General features: G+C 65.2%; 26 protein-coding genes and 1 tRNA gene. 16 read left to right on the forward strand and 11 right to left on the reverse strand.

Features of this window, described 5'->3' with window-relative positions:
- Position 1: 1 nt before the first annotated feature.
- The 7 genes from ilvC (at position 2) to SPI01S_RS01990 (ending at position 6,089) form a co-directional block, all read left to right on the forward strand.
- Entirely contained in the window at positions 2-1,021 is a 1,020-nt protein-coding gene (gene ilvC, locus SPI01S_RS01960) for a ketol-acid reductoisomerase (RefSeq protein WP_066717690.1), read from the forward strand.
- 96 nt (positions 1,022-1,117) lie between these two features.
- Complete coding sequence (locus SPI01S_RS01965) at positions 1,118-1,717, forward strand: YceI family protein (protein WP_066717245.1); 600 nt, start codon at positions 1,118-1,120, stop codon at positions 1,715-1,717.
- Between the two features lie 64 nt (positions 1,718-1,781).
- Positions 1,782-2,381: a TMEM175 family protein gene (locus tag SPI01S_RS01970; protein WP_066717248.1), complete on the forward strand. Its 600-nt coding sequence runs from the start codon at positions 1,782-1,784 to the stop codon at positions 2,379-2,381.
- A gap of 80 nt (positions 2,382-2,461) precedes the next feature.
- Positions 2,462-3,082: a GTP cyclohydrolase I FolE gene (folE, locus tag SPI01S_RS01975; RefSeq protein ID WP_066717692.1), complete on the forward strand. Its 621-nt coding sequence runs from the start codon at positions 2,462-2,464 to the stop codon at positions 3,080-3,082.
- Positions 3,082-3,855, forward strand: a complete 774-nt coding sequence (locus SPI01S_RS01980) for an SDR family oxidoreductase (protein WP_066717251.1) — start codon at positions 3,082-3,084, stop codon at positions 3,853-3,855. The genes folE and SPI01S_RS01980 overlap by 1 nt, the downstream gene beginning before the upstream one ends.
- Complete coding sequence (locus tag SPI01S_RS01985) at positions 3,848-4,213, forward strand: dihydroneopterin aldolase (RefSeq protein WP_066717253.1); 366 nt, start codon at positions 3,848-3,850, stop codon at positions 4,211-4,213. The genes SPI01S_RS01980 and SPI01S_RS01985 overlap by 8 nt, the downstream gene beginning before the upstream one ends.
- A gap of 109 nt (positions 4,214-4,322) precedes the next feature.
- Entirely contained in the window at positions 4,323-6,089 is a 1,767-nt protein-coding gene (locus SPI01S_RS01990) for a methyl-accepting chemotaxis protein (protein ID WP_066717254.1), read from the forward strand.
- 121 nt (positions 6,090-6,210) lie between these two features.
- On the opposite strand, the gene leuA is transcribed toward SPI01S_RS01990, so the two are convergent.
- On the reverse strand, positions 6,211-7,869 hold the full coding sequence (gene leuA / locus SPI01S_RS01995) for a 2-isopropylmalate synthase (RefSeq protein ID WP_066717256.1): 1,659 nt from the start codon (positions 7,867-7,869) through the stop codon (positions 6,211-6,213).
- 283 nt (positions 7,870-8,152) lie between these two features.
- Between leuA and SPI01S_RS02000 the strand changes: the two genes are divergently transcribed.
- Together SPI01S_RS02000 and SPI01S_RS02005 are read left to right on the forward strand one after the other, a co-directional pair.
- The gene (locus SPI01S_RS02000) at positions 8,153-8,548 is read left to right on the forward strand and encodes a BLUF domain-containing protein (protein WP_066717259.1); all 396 of its coding nucleotides are present in this window, start codon (positions 8,153-8,155) and stop codon (positions 8,546-8,548) included.
- Between the two features lie 261 nt (positions 8,549-8,809).
- Positions 8,810-9,067: an SWIB/MDM2 domain-containing protein gene (locus SPI01S_RS02005; RefSeq protein ID WP_066717263.1), complete on the forward strand. Its 258-nt coding sequence runs from the start codon at positions 8,810-8,812 to the stop codon at positions 9,065-9,067.
- Positions 9,068-9,181: 114 nt separating this feature from the next.
- Here SPI01S_RS02005 and SPI01S_RS02010 read toward each other — a convergent pair whose 3' ends face one another.
- Entirely contained in the window at positions 9,182-9,982 is an 801-nt protein-coding gene (locus SPI01S_RS02010; RefSeq protein ID WP_066717695.1) for a universal stress protein, read from the reverse strand.
- 80 nt (positions 9,983-10,062) lie between these two features.
- Entirely contained in the window at positions 10,063-10,797 is a 735-nt protein-coding gene (locus SPI01S_RS02015; RefSeq protein WP_066717265.1) for a Crp/Fnr family transcriptional regulator, read from the reverse strand.
- Positions 10,798-10,965: 168 nt separating this feature from the next.
- Here SPI01S_RS02015 and SPI01S_RS02020 point away from each other — a divergent pair, with 168 nt between their 5' ends.
- On the forward strand, positions 10,966-11,640 hold the full coding sequence (locus tag SPI01S_RS02020; RefSeq protein ID WP_066717269.1) for an OmpW/AlkL family protein: 675 nt from the start codon (positions 10,966-10,968) through the stop codon (positions 11,638-11,640).
- 897 nt (positions 11,641-12,537) lie between these two features.
- Positions 12,538-13,761: a hypothetical protein gene (locus tag SPI01S_RS22080; protein ID WP_157084516.1), complete on the forward strand. Its 1,224-nt coding sequence runs from the start codon at positions 12,538-12,540 to the stop codon at positions 13,759-13,761.
- A 226-nt stretch (positions 13,762-13,987) separates the two neighbouring features.
- Here SPI01S_RS22080 and SPI01S_RS22085 read toward each other — a convergent pair whose 3' ends face one another.
- The 6 genes from SPI01S_RS22085 to SPI01S_RS02050 all read right to left on the reverse strand — a co-directional run bounded on the left by SPI01S_RS22085 (position 13,988) and on the right by SPI01S_RS02050 (position 17,220).
- On the reverse strand, positions 13,988-14,398 hold the full coding sequence (locus SPI01S_RS22085; protein ID WP_157084517.1) for a hypothetical protein: 411 nt from the start codon (positions 14,396-14,398) through the stop codon (positions 13,988-13,990).
- Between the two features lie 416 nt (positions 14,399-14,814).
- Positions 14,815-14,891 (reverse strand) — tRNA-Arg (locus tag SPI01S_RS02030).
- A 34-nt stretch (positions 14,892-14,925) separates the two neighbouring features.
- Positions 14,926-15,363 (reverse strand): DUF1178 family protein, encoded by a 438-nt coding sequence (locus SPI01S_RS02035; RefSeq protein WP_066717275.1) that lies wholly within the window; start codon positions 15,361-15,363, stop codon positions 14,926-14,928.
- On the reverse strand, positions 15,360-16,184 hold the full coding sequence (locus tag SPI01S_RS02040; protein ID WP_066717276.1) for a carbon-nitrogen hydrolase family protein: 825 nt from the start codon (positions 16,182-16,184) through the stop codon (positions 15,360-15,362). The genes SPI01S_RS02035 and SPI01S_RS02040 overlap by 4 nt, the downstream gene beginning before the upstream one ends.
- Entirely contained in the window at positions 16,181-16,438 is a 258-nt protein-coding gene (gene grxC / locus SPI01S_RS02045) for a glutaredoxin 3 (protein WP_066717277.1), read from the reverse strand. Before grxC ends, SPI01S_RS02040 begins: the two co-directional genes overlap by 4 nt.
- Before the next feature lie 35 nt (positions 16,439-16,473).
- Entirely contained in the window at positions 16,474-17,220 is a 747-nt protein-coding gene (locus tag SPI01S_RS02050) for a ComF family protein (RefSeq protein ID WP_245653435.1), read from the reverse strand.
- A gap of 27 nt (positions 17,221-17,247) precedes the next feature.
- On the opposite strand from SPI01S_RS02050, the gene SPI01S_RS02055 reads away from it, so the two are divergent.
- Positions 17,248-18,075 carry a methyltransferase domain-containing protein gene (locus SPI01S_RS02055; protein ID WP_084253211.1) on the forward strand — a complete coding sequence of 276 codons (828 nt, stop codon included), beginning with the start codon at positions 17,248-17,250 and terminating at the stop codon, positions 18,073-18,075.
- Between the two features lie 5 nt (positions 18,076-18,080).
- Positions 18,081-18,689 (forward strand): class I SAM-dependent methyltransferase, encoded by a 609-nt coding sequence (locus tag SPI01S_RS02060; protein WP_245653436.1) that lies wholly within the window; start codon positions 18,081-18,083, stop codon positions 18,687-18,689.
- Here SPI01S_RS02060 and SPI01S_RS02065 read toward each other — a convergent pair.
- On the reverse strand, positions 18,650-19,060 hold the full coding sequence (locus SPI01S_RS02065) for a (deoxy)nucleoside triphosphate pyrophosphohydrolase (protein WP_066717281.1): 411 nt from the start codon (positions 19,058-19,060) through the stop codon (positions 18,650-18,652). The genes SPI01S_RS02060 and SPI01S_RS02065 overlap by 40 nt on opposite strands.
- 100 nt (positions 19,061-19,160) lie before the next feature.
- Here SPI01S_RS02065 and SPI01S_RS02070 point away from each other — a divergent pair, with 100 nt between their 5' ends.
- The 3 genes from SPI01S_RS02070 to SPI01S_RS02080 all read left to right on the forward strand — a co-directional run bounded on the left by SPI01S_RS02070 (position 19,161) and on the right by SPI01S_RS02080 (position 19,886).
- Complete coding sequence (locus SPI01S_RS02070; RefSeq protein ID WP_066717283.1) at positions 19,161-19,355, forward strand: Flp family type IVb pilin; 195 nt, start codon at positions 19,161-19,163, stop codon at positions 19,353-19,355.
- 117 nt (positions 19,356-19,472) lie between these two features.
- Positions 19,473-19,637 carry a Flp family type IVb pilin gene (locus SPI01S_RS02075; protein WP_066717285.1) on the forward strand — a complete coding sequence of 55 codons (165 nt, stop codon included), beginning with the start codon at positions 19,473-19,475 and terminating at the stop codon, positions 19,635-19,637.
- Positions 19,638-19,718: 81 nt separating this feature from the next.
- Positions 19,719-19,886, forward strand: a complete 168-nt coding sequence (locus SPI01S_RS02080; protein ID WP_066717702.1) for a Flp family type IVb pilin — start codon at positions 19,719-19,721, stop codon at positions 19,884-19,886.
- A gap of 61 nt (positions 19,887-19,947) precedes the next feature.
- On the opposite strand, the gene SPI01S_RS02085 is transcribed toward SPI01S_RS02080, so the two are convergent.
- Entirely contained in the window at positions 19,948-20,895 is a 948-nt protein-coding gene (locus SPI01S_RS02085) for an acetyl-CoA carboxylase carboxyltransferase subunit alpha (protein ID WP_066717287.1), read from the reverse strand.
- Positions 20,896-20,903 lie beyond the last annotated feature (8 nt).

Below are 20,903 nucleotides of genomic sequence, written 5' to 3' on the forward strand. Positions count from 1 at the left end.
CATGCGTGTCTATTACGATCGCGACGCCGATCTGAACCTGATCACCGACAAGAAGATCGCCATCCTCGGCTATGGCAGCCAGGGCCATGCGCACGCGCAGAACCTGCGTGATTCGGGCGTCAAGGACGTCGCGATCGCACTTCGCCCGGGTTCGGCCTCGGCCGCCAAGGCCGAAGCGGCGGGCTTCAAGGTGCTGCCGAACAAGGAAGCGGCCGCCTGGGCCGACATCCTCATGATTCTGGCGCCCGACGAGCACCAGGCCGCGATCTACGAGAACGACCTCAAGGGCAACCTGAAGCCGGGCGCGGCGCTCGCCTTCGCGCACGGCCTCAACATCCATTTCGGCCTGATCGAAGCGCCGGCGGACATCGACGTGATCATGATCGCGCCGAAGGGCCCGGGCCACACCGTGCGCAGCGAATATGTCCGCGGCGGCGGCGTGCCCTGCCTGATCGCGATCCATCAGGACGCCTCGGGCAACGCGCATGACGTGGCGCTGGCCTATGCTTCGGGCGTCGGCGGCGGCCGTTCGGGCATCATCGAGACCAACTTCCGCGAAGAGTGCGAGACCGATCTGTTCGGCGAGCAGGCCGTGCTGTGCGGCGGCGCAACGGCGCTGGTGCAGGCCGGCTTCGAAACGCTGGTCGAGGCGGGCTATGCCCCCGAAATGGCCTATTTCGAGTGCCTGCACGAGCTCAAGCTGATCGTCGACCTGATGTATGAGGGCGGCATCGCCAACATGCGCTACTCGATCTCGAACACCGCCGAGTACGGCGACATCAAGACCGGCCCGCGCATCATCACCGAAGAAACCAAGAAGGAAATGAAGCGCGTGCTCGCCGACATCCAGTCGGGCCGCTTCGTCAAGGACTTCGTGCTCGACAACCGCGCCGGCCAGCCCGAGCTGAAGGCCAGCCGCATCGCCGCCAAGCGCCACCCGATCGAGCAGGTCGGCAGCGAACTGCGCGCGATGATGCCGTGGATCGGCGCGAACAAGCTGGTCGATCAGTCGAAGAACTGATCACGGGCGGAAACTTTAGGTTGCCGGCTGCGCACTAGTATTGCGCGGCCGGCGGCCGCATTACGGGAGCGACGCAACCACCCGAAGGGATCCATCATGCGCGCTCTTATTGCCCTCGCTCTTTTTGCGACCGCCCCGGTCGCCTTCGCCCAGGAACTGCCCGGCCAGGCCGACGCTTCGCGCGTTCCCGCCGGCACCTATGTGGTCGACACCGGCCACACCCAGGTCGATTTCCAGGTCAACCATTTCGGCTTCAGCCAGTTCACCGGCCAGGTCGGCGGCACCACCGGTTCGCTGACCATCGATCCCGCCAAGCCGAACGACGCCAAGCTCGACATCACGATCCCGACCAGCGGCATCGTCACCACCTCCACGGCGCTCGACAAGCATCTGGCGTCGCCGGACTTCTTCGATTCGGCCAAGTACCCGACGATCCGCTTCGTCTCGACCAAGGTCGTCGTCAGCGGCACCAAGGCGCAGATCACCGGCGACCTGACGCTGCACGGCGTCACCAAGCCCGTCACGCTGGACACGTCGCTGGTCGGCGCCGGCACCAACCCGATGATGAAGAAGCTGAACTTCGGGTTCGAGGCGACCACCACGATCAAGCGCAGCGAGTTCGGCATGGACAAGTACGTCCCCTTCGTCTCGGACGAAGTGAAGCTGCACATCAACGCCGCATTCTCGGCCAAGTAACCCTTGGTCTAGTTGCCCTGCCCTCCTGCCTGCGCCACCACCGGCGCCAGGCAGGAGGACGGACATGCAGGACCAGGAAGGCCGCGATGGCGCCAAGCGCGTCGAGGCGTTTTCGGATGGCGTGATCGCCATCATCATCACGATCATGGTGCTGGAACTGCACGCCCCCGAGGCTCCGGGTTTCGGTGCGCTGGTGCGGCAATGGCCCGTCTTCCTCGCCTATGGGCTCAGCTATGCCTATGTGGCGATCTACTGGGTCAATCATCACCGGCTGTTCCAATTCGCCACCCGCGCCGGCAACGCGCTGCTCTGGTCGAACATCCTGCTGCTGTTCACGCTGTCGCTGATCCCGTTCGCTACCGCCTATCTCGGCGAACAGCATTTCGGGGGCGAGGCGACGCTGCTCTACATGCTGGTGATGCTGCTCCCCTCCTTCGCCTATAACTGGCTGCAGCGCGTGATCCGCCGCACGGGCGCCGTCTCGGCAGAGGCGCAGCGCTATCACCGCCGCACACTGCGCAAGAGCGCCCTTGCGTGCGGCCTGTATCTCGCCGGCCTTGCCGTCGCCATCGCCTCGCCGGCGGCGGGTCTCGCCTGCGCGGCGCTGGTCGCCCTGCTCTGGTGCCTTGCGGACGGCCCGCTCGATAGCCTGTTCGAACGCTGATCCTCCCGCGGCTTGCGCCGCCCCGTACTTTGCTGTTTCTGCGGTCCGACCCGCCCTGTGCGGTGAAAGGACAGACCGACATGCACGATCATCACGATGGCCCCGAAGACGGTGACATCGTCGCCCCCCCGCCGAAAATTCCGGTGCCGGACCATGTGGCGGAAGCCATCCGCACGCTCATCCGCTGGACCGGCGACGATCCCGATCGCGAAGGCCTGCTCGATACGCCGCAGCGCGTCGCCCGCGCCTGGCGGGAATATTGCGCCGGCTATGGCGACGATCCGTCGCACCACCTCTCCCGCGTGTTCGAGGAAGTGGGCGGCTATGACGAGATCGTGCTGTTGAAGGACATTCCCTTCCAGTCACATTGCGAGCACCACATGGCGCCGATTACGGGCAAGGCATCGATCGCCTATCTGCCCAGGAACCATGTTGTCGGCATTTCCAAGCTCGCGCGCGTCCTCCACGCCTTTGCCCGTCGCCTGCAGGTGCAGGAACGGCTCACTGCGGAGGTGGCCGACTGCATCTGGAACCACCTGCACCCCCAAGGCGTCGCGGTGGTGATCGAGGCGCAGCATGGCTGCATGACCGGCCGAGGCGTGCGCACGCCGGGCGTCGGCATGGTCACCAGCCGGATGATGGGCGTGTTCCGCGAGGACGAGCGAAGCCGGGCCGAAGTGCTCAAGCTGATGGGCTATTGATGCCGGGACGGGTGCTGGTGACGGGCGGCGCGCGGCGGATCGGTGCCGCGATCAGCCGGGGCCTGGCCGCGCGCGGCTGGGCTGTGGCGATCCATCACCATCACTCGCCGGAGGAAAGCGAAGCATTCGCCGCCGAGCTGCGGGCGACCGGCGCGAGCGTGGCGATCGTTTCCGCCGAGCTGGCCGATCCCGCTGCGCCTGGTGCACTGATCGACGCCTGTCGCACCGCGTTCGGCGCGCCGCTCGATGCGGTGGTCAACAATGCCTCGCTGTTCGCCTATGATCAGGCGCCGATCGCCTACCATGCGCTGCTCGACCGGCACATGCATGTGAACCTCGCCGCACCGGTCGGCCTCGCCATGGCGCTCGCGGCGCAGCCGGATCTGGCCGAGGGCGCGGTGGTGAATTTGCTCGACCAGAAGGTTGGCAATCTAAATCCCGACTTCTTCAGCTACACCTGCTCCAAGCTGGCGCTGCACGGCGCGACTCACATGCTGGCGCAGAAGCTTGCCCCGCGGGTGCGGGTGAACGCGGTTTCCCCGGGCCTTACCCTCCCCAGCCTCGACCAGACCGAGGCGGAATTCGCCCGCACCGGCACGCAGAACCTGCTCCGCCGGCCGGTCGATCCGGCCGACATCGCCGCTACCGTCGCGCACCTACTCGAATGCCGCAGCATCACCGGGCAGAATGTCTACGTCGATTGCGGCCAGCATTTCCTCGCGCGCGACAGCGACGTGATGTTCGAAGGGCGAGAGCACCGACCCGATGCCTGATTATGTGATCCATCTCGAAGCGCTCGAAGTCTCGATGGGGCTCGGCATCCATCCGGAGGAACGCGCCGCGCCGCAGCGCGTGCGGATCGACGTGGCGATGACCTGCCGCTACCCCGCCGTGCCCGAGGACCGGATCGATGCGGTGGTCGATTACGACTTCCTGCGCGCAGGCATCCATGCCCTTGTCCGCTCGCGACATTTCGAACTGCAGGAAGTGCTGTGCGAGGAGGTGGCGGCACTGGCCATGCGCGATCCTCGCGTGATCGAGGTCCGCGTTCGCTCCGCCAAGCAGGATGTCTACCCGGACGCTCGTGTCGGTTGCGAAATCATCCGTATTCTTACGAATATGCAGCAATAATCCCGAGTCGGGGCACTCGCCGCCGCCCTCTCCCCTATAATCTACGAAGCGGCCTTCTCCCGCGAAGGCCGGCCAAGGGGTACGTGCGCCTGTCGCCAGAGGATCGTCGATGTCGATTGCAAGTTTCGTTCGCAACAGCGCGTTGGCCATGATGGCCCTTCTGGTCGCGGGCGGCCTGCTGGCGGCCTGGCGGCTGGACCGCATTCGCATGGGCGGCGACGTGCAACTGCATCAGCAGGTCAACGCGGACCTCATCGCGGACATCCTTCCCCCGCCCGAATATATCATCGAGCCCTATCTCGAAGCCACGCTGATCGCCCGCGCGCCCGATACGGTGAGCGCGCATGCCGAGAAACTGGAAGGCCTGCGGAAGCTCTATGCGGAGCGCAACAGGTTCTGGCAGACCGCGCGCATCGACGAGAACCTCCGCACCCAGCTGCTCCAGCAGGCGCATCCCGCCGCACAGGCGTTCTGGAGCGAGCTGGAACAGGGTCTTGTTCCCGCCGCCCGCAAGGGCGACCGCGCGGCCGTTGAAGCCAGCTATGGCAAGCTGACCGGCCTGTACGGCCAGCATCGCGCGGCGGTGGACAAGCTGGTGGGAATGGCGCGCAGCGAACAGCAGCGCATCGAGGCGAACGGCGCGTCGGAATTCTATCTGGCGATCGGCATCGTCGTGGTGCTGGCGCTGGTGGTCGGCGGCCAGGCCGCGCACTTCTACCTCACCATGTATCGCCGGGTTCTCGAGCCGGCGGGCACGCTGTCCGCCCTCACCGACCGGCTGGCCCGCGGCGAAGTGGCGACCATCCCCTACCAGGATCGCACCGACGAGATGGGCCGCATCGCCTGCGGCCTCGAGCATTACCGCGCCGCCGCCGCCGCGCAGAGCGAAGCCGATGCGCGCAAGCTGGCCGAGCAGCGCGAAGTCACCGAAGTGCTCGGCAACGGCCTGCTGGCGCTGCGCGAGGGCGACCTCACCCGCACGATCGACCGGCGCTTCCCTGCCGAATATGAAGTGCTGCGGCAGAACATCAACGAAGCGATCGCCTCGCTGCGCGCACGGGTCCAACTGGTCAGCGACAGCGCCGACAACATCCGCAACACCTCGGCGGAAGTCGCCCAGGGCTCGGAAGACCTGGCGCATCGCACCGAGAAGAGCGCCGCCAATCTGGCCCAGGCTACCGAGGCCTTGAGCAAGATCGAGGAGCGCCTCCGCGCCACGATGATCGCCGCCGACACCACCGTGAAGCGTGCGGGCGAGGCGACCACCGCCGTGCGCGACGGCCGCGGCACGACCGCGCGGGCCGTCGAGGCAATGGATCGGGCGAGCGGCAGCGCCAAGAATATCGACGGCGTGATCGAAGGGCTCGACAAGATCGCCTTCCAGACACGCGTGCTTGCGATGAACGCCGCGGTCGAGGCGGGCCGCGCAGGGGAGGCCGGTCGCGGCTTCATGGTCGTGGCCGATCTGGTCGCCGCGCTGGCACTGCGTGCCGAAGACCAGGCCAAGCAGGCGCGCGACATGCTGACCGAGGCACAGGCGGACATCATCCAGGCCGCCGACGCCGTGCACGAGACGGACACCGCGCTCGACACCATCTCCGGCGACGTCGAGGCTGTCCACAACCTGATCTCCGCAATCGACCATGACAATCACGCCCAGTCGGCGGCGGTGAGCCAGGTCTCGACGGCGATGAAGGGAATGGACCTGGTGACGCAGCAGAATGCGGCGATGGTCGAACAGACCTCGGCGGCGATCCGCAATCTTTCGAGCGAGGTCAACGCCCTCGCCCAGCGCGCCGGCGCGTTCCGCTTCGACCGCAGCGGCGGCACGCGGCAGGCAGCCTCGTCCGAGCGGACGCTCGCCTCGGTCCACTAGCCCCCTGCCTTCGCGCCGCGGGAGGAGCTGAGTCCAGACATGAAAAGGGGGAGCGAAGCACACCGGTGCTCCGCTCCCTTTCTCGTTTGCAACAGTCCGGCGCAGCCTGCGCCGGCACGATTTACGCCCGGTTGGCAGCGCTCAGTACCGCGCGCACCGACGCGGTCGCGATGTCTGCATCGACCCCCACGCCGAACACGGTGCGCCCGTCCTCGGTGCGGCATTCGACATAGGCCGCCGCCTGGGCATCCGCGCCGCCGCCAATGGCGTGCTCGCTGTAATCCACCACGTCGAGGCGCGGGCCGGTCGACCCCGCCAGCGCATCGACCACGCCCGAGATCAGGCCGTTGCCGCGTCCCGAAATCGACTGCGCCGTGCCGTCGATCGAAATGCGGCCGACGAACACCCGGCTGCCCGCGCCGCCGGTTTCCTCGTAATCGACCAGCGCGATCCGATCCTTGTCACCGGGCAGGTACACGCGCTCGAACAGGCTCCAGATGTCGACTGCGTTCAGTTCGCGGCTGGTCTCGTCCGCCAGCGCCTGGACGTGCTTGGAGAACTCCGCCTGCATCCGCTTGGGCAGCTTCAGCCCCTTGTCCTGCTCGAGCACCCAGGCGACACCGCCCTTGCCCGACTGCGAATTGACGCGGATCACCGCCTCGTAATCGCGGCCGAGATCCTTGGGATCGATCGGCAGATAGGGTACGTCCCAGACCTGGTCGTTGCGCGCCGCCTGCGAGGTAAAGCCCTTCTTGATCGCATCCTGGTGGCTGCCCGAGAAGGCGGTGAACACCAGGTCGCCGGCATAGGGGTGGCGCGGGTGGACCGGCAGCTGGTTGCAATATTCGACCGTCTGAATCACCTCGTCGATGTTCGAGAAGTCCAGGCCGGGGTTCAGCCCCTGCGTGTACATGTTGAGCGCCAGCGTCACGAGATCGACATTGCCGGTCCGCTCGCCATTGCCGAACAGGCACCCCTCGACGCGGTCTGCACCGGCCAGCAGGCCCAGTTCCGACGCCGCGACGCCGGTGCCGCGATCGTTGTGGGTGTGGAGGCTGATGACGACGCTCTCACGATTCCGGATGTTGCGGCAGAACCACTCGATCTGGTCGGCATAGACGTTGGGCGTCGCCGCTTCCACCGTAGCCGGCAGGTTGAGGATCAGCGGGCGCTCCGGCGTCGGCCGTAGGATGTCCATCACCGCCTCGCAGACCTCGACCGAGAAATCGAGTTCGGCGGTGGAGAAGGTTTCCGGGCTGTACTCGAAATGCCAGTCCGTGTCGGGCTGCTTGGCCGCCTCGTCGCGGAGCACCTTGGCGCCCTCGATGGCGATCTGGCGCACTTCGTCGCGGCTCATGTTGAACACGATGCGGCGCCACGCCGGTGACACCGCGTTGTAGAGATGGACGATCGCCTGCTTGGCGCCCTTCAGCGACTGGAAGCTGGTCTCGATCAGGTCGCGGCGCGACTGGGTGAGCACCTGGACGATCACGTCGTCGGGCACCTTGCCCTCGCGGACCAGCCCGGAGATGAAATCGAATTCGGTGGCGCCCGCGCTCGGGAAGCCGACTTCGATCTCCTTCAGGCCCACCTTCACCAGCAGTTCGAAGAAGCGGGTCTTCTTCTCGCCGTCCATCGGATCGATCAGCGCCTGATTGCCGTCGCGCATGTCGGTCGAAAGCCAGCGCGGTGCCTTGGTGATGGTGCGGCTGGGCCACTGCCGATCGGGCAGATCCACCTGCGGGAAGGGACGATATTTGACGCTGGGGTCGCGCAACATGTGCCGTGTCTCTCTTCAAGGTCTGGCCGCGCCTAGCGCAGCCGTGATGCGATAGGGAAGGTCCAGTTTGCCCTTAGGGGAGACGCGCGCGTGCGAAATCGGCCCCTAAGGGCGGATAAGTCGCAGGGTAAGGCGCAGGGCGTCGATCACCCCGCTGTAGTGCCGCAATTATACGATCTTGTCCAGCTCGGACTAAATATCTGCAAAATAAGGGAGCTTTCAACATGTTGATCTGTTATTAACCCCCATACGCCGAAGAAGCGTGCTCGCAGGAGAGGAATTCATGCTGCAGCTCGTCTATATCAGCTCCGCCAATCCGGCCGCGCCCTGCCCGACCCAGGACATTCTCACGGTCTCCCGCCGCAACAATGCGCGCGATCGGATCAGCGGCCTGCTCTACGCCGATGGTGGACGCTTCCTTCAGGCGCTGGAGGGTCCAGAGGACGCCGTGGAGGCCGCCTACGCCCGGATCGCGCGGGACGCGCGCCACCGCGCCATCGTGCTGCTGTCCCGCAGGACCGTCGATCGTCGCGAATTCGGCCATTGGGAAATGGCGCACCGCGCCCCCGGCGCCGACGCGGCCAGCTTCCTGGCGGATGTGCAGCGGCTGACCGCCGACGCCGCCCCCGACGTCCGCGGCACGTTTGACGGGCTTGTGCGCACCCGCGCCCTTGCCTGAACGCGCAACTTTACTACGCCGCTGTGCCAAAGTGTTGCGCCACTGCACCACCGCAGCGCCGCAAAGTGACGGTTCGGCGTACTTAGGTGCGGTCTGCGCTGGACAGAAGCCCATTCCCGCGATCAAAGGCGTACAGGGGCGTGCATCACCGCACGAACCGCAGTACATCGTTGGTTGCGACAAGGGGGAGGAAGCCTCTCGATCCCGAGGCGCTGACGAAGGAATAGCCCCACTAAGGGGTACGAACAGGAGTTAGACACGATGGCCGAGACCAAAGCACGCGGTGGCATTGCCAAGCCGGTTACCCCTTCGCCCGAACTGGCGAAGATTGTGGGCACCGCCGATCTGCCGCGCAGCGAGATCGTCAGCAAGGTGTGGGAATACATCAAGAAGCACAATCTGCAGAACCCGGCGAACAAGCGCGAGATTCTGGCCGACGAGACGCTGAAGCCGATCTTCGGCGGCGACAAGGCCACCATGTTCGAAATGAACAAGCACCTCGCCAAGCACGTCAAGTAAGCGAGGTCGTCGCGGTCTTTTCGGGCCGCGCGAACAACAAAAGGGGCAGGCATCCACGATGCCTGCCCCTTTTTGCTGCCCGCACCCATCCGGGTGCGGTACGATTCGCGCCGATCAGTGGGCCAGAACCAGCGGCACCGGGCTTTCGGCCAGCATCCGCCGGGTAACGCCCCCGAACGCCGCCTCCCGGAAGCGGCTGTGGCCGAACCCGCCCATCACCAGATAAGCTGCCTTCAGCGCATTGACGACGGCCAGGATCGCATCGCTCACCGTGTCGGTTTTGGGAACCACGCGTACTTCCGGCCGGATGCCGTGGCGCGACAGATACCCCGCGGCCTCTGCCGCCGGCAGTCGCAACTGCCCCTCGTCCACCACCAGCAGGGTCACCGTGCCCGCATGCTTGAGCAGCGACACCGTCGCCTGGAGCGCAGCCTCGGCAGTGCGCGAACCGTCCCACGCCACCACGGCATGCCCGTACAGGTCGAAGCCCAGCGTCTTCTCCGGCACCGCCACGATTGGCTTGCCGGTCTTGAGGATCGTGTCGCAGATCAGGTCGCGCATGTCGGGATAGTCGATCTTGTCGAGCTCGCGGTTGAGCACCACCAGGTCCGCGAGCGCGCTGGCATCGCGCAGGCATTCGCGCGCGAAGCCGGTGGCATCCACCCAGTCATAGGGCACGTCCTCGCCCTTCAGCCGGCCTTCCATGCGCAGGCGATTGGCGGCCTCGCGGGTCTGCTCGTCGGCAAGCAGCGCGGCGCCACCGCCGAAGTCCACATAGTCGCCGACATAGGCCGGCACGATCGCGACATCGATACAGCGAAGATGCCCTTCCAGCCCTCGGGTCAAGTCGACAGCCGCCTGGAAGCGCGCTTCCTGCCCGGCGTCGTCATGCATCAGAACGAGTATATTCTTCATGGTCGCCTCCATCGGATCCAAGTCTTCTTACCGGATGCGTACAGGCTAGGCAGATGCACTGGAGACCGACATGCGGTTAGTTACGGAGTCTCGGCGGCAAGTGTTGCAAGTGCATCAGCGTCCAGAATGACGAAGCTGCGCAGGTCCGGCAGCGCGATCACCCCGTCCCGCTTCATCGCGGTGAGCTTGCGGCTGACCGTCTCGATCGTCAGTCCCAGCAGTTCCGCCATTTGCTGGCGCGTAAGCGGCAATGAAACCGGCGCGCCCGGGCTGCAGGTGCCGCGTGCCGCGAATTGCAGCAACAGGCTCGCCACCCGCTCTTCCGCCGACTTGCGCCCGAGCAGCAGCATCCAGCGACGGAGCTGGTCCAGCTCGTCATAGGCGCGGGTGAGCAGCGCCTGGCCGATCTCCGGATGCGCCTCGACCAGCGCCGGGAGCGCGCTGCGCGGAAAGACGCACAACTCGGTTTCGGTGAGCGCGGTGACGCAGTGGCTCGACGGCCGCTCGCCGATCGCGCCGACGAAGTCCGCCGGGAAGGCCAGGCCCAGCATCTGCTCGCGGCCGTCCTCGAGCGAGGCCGAAAGCTTGACCAGGCCATGGTGCAGGATGCCGACCTGTTCCGCGACATCCCCTTGCCAGATCAGCGCCTCGCCCCGGCGCAGCACGCGCTTGCGACCGATGCGATTAAGCGCCTCCAGCGCCGCCGCCGGGATTCCGCCGCACAGCGATGCCATCCGCACGCCGCAGGCAGCGCAGCGCGTCGGCAGCGACCATTCCGCCGCGCCCAGATCCGGCTGGTTTCGATCCATGTACATATCCGCCTCCGCACGCTGCATGCCCCGCGCGCGCGTAGCCTGTCGTTACGTATAGGTCCGCAACGCCCCCCTGGGAACATTACCTACGCGGAACGTTGCGCCCGATCAAAACGGCGCGCGGATCTTGGGCGTACCCGGTGCCTCGTCGAACACGAGGAGAAATGAACCATGCGTACTTCGCTTTTTGTCGGCCTGGCCGCTGCCGGCCTGCTGGCCTCGACCGCGAGTGCCCAGGCACAGGACAAGGCGGGCATTGCGGCCGGTGACTGGCTGGTCCGCCTGCGCGGCATCGTCGTCGCCCCCAATGAATCGTCCGGCGGCATCACGCCCGGCATCCCCACCGGCAAGGTCGGCGTGGGCAATGCGGTGATGCCGGAAGTGGACTTCACCTACATGGCCACCGACAATATCGGTGCCGAGCTGATCGTCTCCAGCACCCGCCACGACCTCCAGGGCCGCGAGGCGATCTCGTCGCTCGGCAAGGTCGGCCACACCTGGGTGCTGCCGCCGACGCTGACGCTGCAATATCATTTCATGCCGAAGGCGGCGGTGCGCCCCTATGTCGGCGCGGGCGTCAACTACACCACCTTCTATTCGGCGAAGACCAGCGACTCGCTGAACAAGGCGCTGGGCAAGACCAGCCTCTCGCTGAAGGACAGCTTCGGCTATGCGCTGCAGGCGGGCGTCGACATTGATTTGAACAAGAAGTTCTTCCTGAACCTCGACGTCAAGTACATCGACATGAGCACCACCGCCCGGCTCGATACCGGCGGCGTGATCAACCAGACCAAGGTCGACATCAACCCGCTGGTGTTCGGCTTCGGCGTGGGCACGCGCTTCTGAGGCCGAATTTCCTCCGCCTGTGATGCCTCACCCCTCCGGCGGGGGAAGCGACTGGGGAGCCGCGATCGAGGGTTGCGGTTCCCCTTTTCTTTTGAAGTCCAGTACGCCGTCGATCATCGGGTGGGCGCCTCAGTAGCTCTTGCGTTTTAGGTGATGGGCTATCAGCATCTGAGAAGATCTCGGGGAAATCTCCATGCTCATCACACTGCTTTCTCTAGCTCAGATTGGTGCCATGCAGCCTTCGACTGCCGCACCAGCGCTTCAAGATGAGATCACGGTCATAGGCAGGAAGCTTCGAGACTGGCGGGTTCGTTGACGACGAAGGCTGGTACGACACGCTGCGGCACCAAGAGATCGACCAGCGACCGCGACATCGACAAGATCGCTTGCGACGCGATGATAGCGTGCATCCCTCAATATGAGCGCGAATTCAAAGCCGTACTTTCCGCTCAAGGCGATAATCTCGCACGGGATCGTATTAACGCGGACATCAACCAACGTCTTTCGGCTTGCGTCGAGAAACGTCACGAAAAGTTTACAGAGGCTCTTGCGGATCGGCGAGCGGCAGAGCGTTCCCGGTAACGGAAGCCGACACGGTTGCAGTGCCATAAGGCGATTTCTTTTCTTTGGAAGCCAATTGCTCGAAGCCACGCTACCAATAACCCTCGCGGGTGCCGCAGAAGCTGATCTTCAGCATCGCCCCCCTTATCACGCCCCGGAAGTTCGCACACAATACGGGTCAGGGCGGACGCTTACGTGCCAGATTCAGCAGCTCTTTAGACAGCAAGCCCCTCAAACCTCACAAAAGTAGCATCTAATTCGCAGTAATTTTAGGAAAAATGCGACTTTACAGAAGCAGGATTGACTCACCGTCAGAATAATCGAGATTAGATCTAAGTGCTGCGTACAACATCATCAGTTGTAGGAGTTACTATGATTCGGAGGATTTCGGGGACCGTTGCGCTGGCAGCGCTTCTCTCCAGTTGCGCCGGCGGCGGGGCTGGCCCGCTCGGATTAGGCGCAATATTCGGAAAGCGCACCCTCGCCGCCGCTGAGCCGCTATTCAGTCACGAAGAAGTAAAATGTTTGAATAGCGCCAACGGCCTACTGTCCGCTACTTTTCAATCTCATGGGACCGATGGATCCGAATGTGGAGGAGTGTTCACGGCGATCAAAGCACTGGCAACGCCAAGTACTAAATCAGCCAGCGCCATTGGATACGATAAGCGCGCGCGGAACGAAATTATCGACGGGCTAATAGCAACCTCAAATTATAAATGCGGAGAGTACACCTCGTTACTAAAGAATGCTGATGGCGCGGTAAATGTCTCACTGAGTATTGGCTCAATACTTACTGGTGGCTTGGGAGCTTTTGTAGGAGGACCCGGGGCAGCAAAGGCACTATCGGGGTCAGCGGCGATCCTCAGCGGATCCCGAGCCGCAGTCAACGAGGTCTACCTAACCAATCAAACCATACACGTGTTGACCGCCGCTCTTGAGAAAGCCCGAGCCAAACAACGCGATCGCATTACAGACCTCGAGGACTGTCCAGAGGACAAATACACTCTTATGCGCGGGATTGAAGATGCCTTCGCGTACCATAACTCCTGCTCACTGGTAACAGGGCTCGCTGAAACTGTTCTGGCAGTAGAAAGAACTGATAACCCTGGCCTTGATGCCATGCGGAAGTCGCTTGCCGACTACGCATTGCTGATTCGCCAAGCCAATGACGTCGCGAGTGGCGCAATGCCGACTCCAATGACGGGCAACTCTGCGGTGGGTGATGTCGGAGCGCTCAAAGCTCTCACTGAAAAAATCACACTGGCTCAAACCGATCTTGCGAAGCGGACAGAGACTCGCCTTCAGACGGAAGCCGCGATTGCAACAAAGACCGGATCCTTGGCCGCGATCGAGGACGTCGCCCAGAAGACCGCCTTAGAAAATACAATCAAAAATCTTAAGAATGATTTGCATGCCATCGTCGAAAACGAAACAAACGCTAAATGGCTCGTCGTCGGCCTTGAAGGAGAACTCCAGAGAACTTTGCAGCTGATGGCAAGCAGGGTTAGCCCTGCAAGCATTCAATCTCGACCGGAATCTCGTAAGTGCCCCTACGCCTGATATATCTTCATGAATTCTTTTGTACGTTAATTTTGCATCGTCTGGTTTTATTGAATATCGGTGAAGCCAGCAAAATTGATATTTATAGATCGAACCAATAATGAGATTGGGCGGGGCTCACGAGGCCATATCCACCATTATCTGCTACCCCATGCTCTATTACCGCTTACTTCAAATATAGCAGGATATCAGTTCGCCTGCCCCTAAGCCGCGTCGCGCGTAGCCTTCACTTCAGCCCACTATCGCTGCCAGCCAAGGAACCCGGCGGTGTTCCGTTCGGCTTACGCGAGGAAGGCAAGAACTTCGTCACACGCGGCGGCAAAGTTATCGCGGCAGGAGGAGTCGGAATTTTCGGCGACTCGCGCCGCGCCGCAACCACCTTGATCGGCTTGGGCCGCTGCAAGTTCGCGCAGGCGCTGAGCAGCGAGAGCGCGGGAAGCGACCAGCTCAGCCTGGACGCGATCGTGTTTGGCGAGAACATCGGACGAAACCTCCTGGTTGATGCGCGTGTCGTTGCGCTCGACGGAAAGGGCGTGGTTGCTGTCGGCCAGCGCAGCCTTGATCTGCGCCTTGCGGGCGTCGTCGACGGCGCGACGGCGTTGCCGAGGATGGCGATCTGCGCGATCGCGGCGCGCACGCCGGTCAGCGCGCGAGGAGGTTCATCACAGCCGGGGTGGCTGGGTTCGCTGTGCAGTCTCCACCTCTCGATTCCTCGAGGCTCTTGCGGCAGGAGCCACCGGCAGCGGGGACGATTGATGTTAGATACAAATCGCGCGCGCCTGGCGGTGGCGCTCTCCGTGGCATACTCGCCGTCAGTTCAGCCGGGATTTGGGTATCTCTCGATCGGGAGAGCGCACAGTGGCATGCTTCGTGGGAAGCAAAGTTCTGCGAGCCTTTGGTGCAGGATGACATCGTGGGGAACGGCGACCGGCAGAGCTTCCTCGACCGACGGCATGGCGGAGGCAGTGCCACCATGATTTGTCTAACCTCGTCGCTTCACGTTTGCGCAACCGCGAAACAAAGCTAATTAAAACAGCATCATAGGCAAGTAGATGGTGACCCGGAGAGGATTCGAACCTCCGACCTCTCGATTAGGAATCGCTTGCTCTATCCTGCTGAGCTACCGGGCCACGGAAACGCTCGTACCGGCCTGCGCCGACCAAATCAATTGCGCGCCTCGGGTGGGACGACGGGAACCAGCAGCGGCGCAACCGGAACCCCCTCCTCCACCAGCGCCTTCGCCTCCTGCAGCGTCGCCTGGCCGTGGATCGGCGCCTCGGGCACGTCGCCCTGGTGCATCGCGCGCGCCTTTTCCGCGAAGGCCTTGCCGACCCATTGCGAACTTTCGAGCTGCTTGGCCTGGAGCTGCGCCATTGCGGCGAGCGCCGCCTTGAACGCCTCGGCGCCGGGGGGCGCCTTTTCCACGCCCTGATTGCCCTTGGCCGCGACCGCGGGCGCCATCACCGCCTTGGTCACCGCCACATCGCCGCAGAAGGGGCAGGCGATCAGACCCTGGGCCCGCTGTTCCTCATAGGCCCCGCTCGACTTGAACCACACCTCGAACACATGATCGCCGCTGCACTTCAGGTCGAAGACGATCACGCCGCCGTCGCCTCCGGAATGGCACGGCGATGGCGCAGCACCGGCACGCGCGTCCGCACGTCGGCGATCCGCGCCGGATCGACGTCCGCGAAGCCGAGGCCCGCGGGCGCCCCCATGTCGAGCAGGACCTCGCCCCAGGGATCGATGGCGAGGCTGTGCCCGTACGTTGCGCGACCGTCCGCATGCTCGCCGGTCTGCGCGGCGGCAAGGACGAAGGCCGCCGCCTCGATGGCCCGCGCCCGCAGAAGGACGTGCCAGTGCGCTGCACCGGTCGGCCGGGTAAACGCAGCCGGCACGGCAAGGAGGGTCGCGCCGGCATTGCTGAGGGTCCGGAACAGGTCCGGGAAACGAAGGTCGTAGCAGATCGCCAGGCCCAGCATGCCCAGCGGCGTCTCCACCACCACCGGCGCTTCGCCTGCCGTGTAGCTGTTCGATTCGCGCCAGCTTTCGCCCGTGGGCAGGTCGACGTCGAACAGATGCATCTTGTCATAGCGCGCGCGGACTGCGCCGCTGTCGTCGATCACGAAGGCGCGGTTGGCGAGTTTGCCATCGCCGCGCAGCACCGCAAGGCTGCCCAGATGCACCCAGGTGCCATGCTTCGCCGCGGCGTCGCGCACCGCAGCGAGCACTCGATCCTCGTCCTCGGCCCGATAGTGCGGACGGGCGCGCACACGGTCGCCGTCGAGCAGGCCGGACATTTCGGGCGTGAACAGCATCGCCGCCCCGCCCGCTTTTGCCTGCGCCACGGCATCCACCAGCGTAGCCGCATTGGCAGCGGGATCGACCCCGCTCGTCATCTGGAGCAGCGCGGCGCGGCTCATGCGGCGAGCAGCGGGTCCAATCCACCCTTGCGATCGAGCGCGGCGAGATCGTCCGAGCCGCCGATATGCTGGCCGTCGATGAAGATCTGGGGAACCGTGGTGCGGCCCGGCGCCCGCTCCAGCATCTCGGCGCGCTTCGCGCCGCCCATGGTGATGTCATATTCCTCGAACGCCGCGCCCTTGCTGGCGAGGAGCTGCTTGGCGCGCGTGCAATAGGGGCAGAACGCCTTGGTGTAGATTTCGACCTTTGCCATAATGTCTCCAGAGGTGTGCGCGGGGCCCCGGCTTGTCAATCCGCGGGATCGTCCGCAAGAACGCGTGCCCAGCAAAGAAGGACAACGCGCGAAGCCCCGCCGCGTTTGAGCAGCCGGGCGCAGGCATCCCCCGTCGCACCGCTGGTATGGACGTCGTCGACCAGCAGCACCGTCCGCCCGCGCAGTCGCGCAGGTGCATCCGGCGCCAGCGCGAAGGCGCCCGCCACCGCCCTGGCCCGGGCACGCCGCCCCAGCCCCTGCAGCTTGGGCGTGGCCTTCACGCGGCGCAGCAGATCGGTCTCGAGCCGCAGACTGCGCTGCCTTGCCACCCCACGCGCGATCAACACGGCCTGGTTGAAGCCGCGCGACCAGAGCCGCCAGCGGTGGAGCGGCACCGGCACCAGCAGATCCACGCCTTCCGGCACCAGCCGCGCCATCGCCCGCGCCATCGTCTCCGCCGCCGCCAGCCGACCGCCATATTTGAGCTTGAGCGCCAGCCGCCGCGCCACCTCGCCATAGGCGACCGCCGCCCGCACCCCGTCATGGGGCGGCGGATGCGCGAGACAGTCGCCGCAGCGCGCGCCCTCTCCGCGATCATAATCGAACGGCAGGTGGCAGCCGGCGCACCAGGGCGGCCCCAGGAAGTGCAGGCTGTCCCAGCAGCCAGCGCAGAAACGGTGGTCGGCCTCCACGATCACGCCGCACCCCGGGCAGCGCGGGGGCAGCGCCAGGTCGATCAACCGGAGGAAGGGCGCGCGCGGATCCACGCCCTCTTGTTCCAAGCCCCGCGCCGCTGCACAAGCGCGCGTGTGTCCGAATCCGAAATCTTCGACCGCGCGCTGCGCCGCAAGCGCCGGGATCGCGCCGCGCGCAGCTACGAAAGCTTCCTGCGCGACCATATGCTGGACGGCCTGTACGAACGGCTGGAAGGCGTGAAGCGCACGTTCCGCACGGTGCTCGACCTCGGCAGCGCCGATGGCAGCTTCGTGTGGCCCGGGGCGACGATCACGCGGCTGGAGGCCGGCGCCGCCTTTGCCGCCACCACCGGGGCGATCCACGCCGACGAGGACATGCATCCGTTCCCGGAAGGCAGCTTCGACCTGGTGATTTCCGCCGGGGTGCTTGACACGGTGAACGACGTGCCGGGGGCGCTCGCCCTGGCACGACGCGCATTGAAGCCCGACGGCCTGTTCCTTGGCGCGTTCCTGGGCGGCGGCAGCCTCCCGACGCTGCGCGCCTGCCTGCTGGCCGCCGAAGCCGACCGGCCGGTAGCGCGTTTCCATCCGCAGATCGACGTACGCGCCGCCGGCGACCTGCTGTCCCGCGCCGGCTTCGCGTTGCCGGTGGCGGACGTGGAGACGCTGACGGTACGCTATGGCGGGTTGGGCGGCCTGATCCGCGACCTTCGCGGCATGGCGGCGACCAACCTGCTGCCCGACACCCCGCCGCTCCGCCGCGAGACGCTGCTCGGCACCGCCGCCGCCTTTGCGGAGCGGGCCGATCCCGACGGTCGCACGCCCGAGAAATATTCGATCGTCTACCTTACCGGCTGGGCGCCCGACCCTTCGCAGCCCAAGCCCGCACGGCCGGGCAGTGCGACGGCGTCGCTGATCGATGCGCTGAAGCTGAAGGACTAGGATCGGTGCCATCGGCGCCTGACGGGGAAGAAGACGCCTCTGCAGGCTGGGACGCCATTGCCGATCGCTTCATGGCGGTGCGCTCGCCCGCCGGTGCCGATATGGTCCTGCGCTGGTCCCGATGCCTGCCGCCGGGCGGCACGATCCTGGATCTGGGCTGCGGCAGCGGCGTGCCGATGGCGACGGCGCTGGCAGCACGCGGGTTCGTGCTGTTCGGGGTCGATGCATCGCCCCGCCTGCTCGCAGCGTTCCGCCAGAACCTGCCCGGCGCGCTGGCGGCCTGCGAGCCTGCCGAGCGCAGCAGCTTGTTCGGCCGGCGCTTCGATGGCGTGCTGGCGATCGGGTTGCTGTTCCTTCTGCCCGAGACCGCCCAGACCGAGCTGATCGCGCGAGTCGGGCTGGCGCTGATCGACGGCGGCCGCTTCCTGTTCAGTGCCCCGCACGCGCCTTGCGCCTGGCGAGACACGCTGACGGGACGCGAGTCGCGATCGCTAGGCGAGGAACGCTATGCCGCGCTGATCGCCGGCGCCGGGATGCAGGTCGTCGCTACCTTCCTCGACGAGGGCGGCAACCATTATTTCGATGCCGTCGCGCTGCCCCGGGCGGCGGCTTGAGCCGGCTCCAGGATGCGCTCCAGCACCTGGAGAAACGGCAGATCTGCCGGCGGCATGGGCAGTTCGCGCAGCATCGCCAGATCGGCCCAGGCGAGCGCGCTGGCGTGGCGGGGCTCCGGCACGCCTTCCCACCGGTCCAGCCGGTAGAGCAGCAGCAGCAGGTGCCGATCGGTCAGCGGCTCGCTCGCGAAGGTGAGCGGCGTCAGCGTCGCCGGGTCCACCCGCACGCCCAGTTCCTCCTCGAGCTCGCGGACCAGCGCCGCCTCCGGGCTTTCGCCGGGCTCGATCTTGCCGCCGGGAAACTCCCACAGCCCGGCCAGCGCGGTGCCTGCAGGGCGTTGCTGCACCAGCACCCTCCCCTCCTCGACCATCGCTGCCGCCACTACCAACAGTATCGCGCGTCCTTCGCTAATCACTTCGCAACCAAATCCTGAGAAAATCCAAGCCGCTTTTGTATGAGATTGGTTGACGATGCGAGCCCTGATCCACGCCTTGCGCGCGCTCCGACGCGCTGATCGCGGTGCTACTGCCGTGGAATATGGCCTGATCATCGCACTGATCGTGCTGGCGATGGTGGGCGCGCTCAGCGTCTTCGGCGGCACCACTTCCTCGATGTGGAACAATGTCTCGCAACAGGTCCAGCAGGCTGGCCACGAGACGCCGTAAAGCTTTCGCTAAGCACGGGATTTAGCCGGTTCTTAACCGGTCTTCTCTAGGGTCGCCGTGCTGCGTCGGAGTGCCGACCGGCCGGTGTTTGAAGTTTCTGGGACGATGGAGACGGCTATGCTTAAGATTCGCAAGTTCATCAAGAATTCCAAGGCCGCGACGGCCATCGAGTACGGCCTGATCGCCGCCCTGATCGCCGTCGCCGCGATCGCCGCCATGCGTGGTCTGGGCAGCAGCCTCAACACCACCTTCAGCAACGTCAGCTCGAACATGAAGGGCTAAACCACGGTTCGCCGATTTGCGTTGACGGAGGCGCTGCCGGGCATCTCCGTCATCCTGGTTTTCGAAGAGGAGACGTTTCGCATGAGGATGATTCGCAAGCTGGTAGCGAACCGCAAGGCCGCCACCGCAATCGAATATGGCCTGATCGCCGCGCTGATCGCCGTTGCCGCGATCGCCGCCATGCGTGGTCTGGGCAGCAGCCTGAACACCACCTTCAGCAACGTCAGCTCGAACATGCAGCCGTCCTGACGGACGCTTTTCCTGCTGGCTAAAAAAAGGGGCTGCGCATCGCGTCAGCCCCTTTTGCGTGTCAGATGCGGCCCATCGCCAGGAACTTGGCGCGACGCGCCTGGCGCAGCGATTCCGGCGACATGCCGGAAAGCCCTTCCAGCGCCTTCTCGATCGCGTCGCCCAGCGCCTGCACCGCCTGGCCCGGCGCACGGTGCGCGCCGCCCATCGGCTCCGGCACGATGCCGTCGATCACCTTCAGTTCCTTCAGATGCTGCGCGGTGACCTTCATCGCCTCGGCGGCGTCGGCCGCCTTGTCGGCGGTGCGCCACAGGATCGAGGCGCAGCCTTCCGGCGAGATCACCGAATAGACCGCGTGCTCCATCATCAGCACCTGGTTGCCCGCTGCCAGCGCCACCGCGCCGCCCGAACCGCCTTCACCAAGGATCGAGGCGACCAGCGGCACGCCGAGCGCGAGGCATGCCTCGGTGGAACGGGCGATCGCTTCGGCCTGGCCGCGCTCCTCGGCCTGCACGCCGGGGAATGCGCCCGAGGTGTCGACCAGCGTGATCACCGGGATGCCGAAGCGATCGGCCAGCTTCATCAGGCGGATCGCCTTGCGATAGCCTTCGGGCTTGCCCATGCCGAAATTGTGCTTGAGCCGGCTGGCGGTATCGTCGCCCTTCTCGTGGCCGATCACCATCACCCGGCGCCCGCGGAACCGGCCCAGACCGCCGATGATCGCATTGTCGTCGGCAAAGGCGCGGTCGCCGCCCAGCGGCATGAAGTCTTCGATCAGGCCGGCGACGTAATGCTTGAAGTGCGGGCGCTCGGGATGGCGGGCGACCTGCGTCTTCTGCCACGGGGTCAGCCGCGCATAGGTGTCGAGCAGCAGCTTGTCCGACTTGGCCTGGAGCGGGGCGATTTCGGCGGCAATGTCCACTTCGCCGCCCTGGGCGGCGCTGCGCAGCTCGTCGATCTTGCCCTGGAGCTCGGCAATCGGCTTCTCGAAGTCGAGGAATGTCGTCATGCGCGTGG

Origin of the sequence: Sphingomonas pituitosa NBRC 102491, from assembly GCF_001598435.1 — a bacterium.
Classification (GTDB): domain Bacteria; phylum Pseudomonadota; class Alphaproteobacteria; order Sphingomonadales; family Sphingomonadaceae; genus Sphingomonas; species Sphingomonas pituitosa.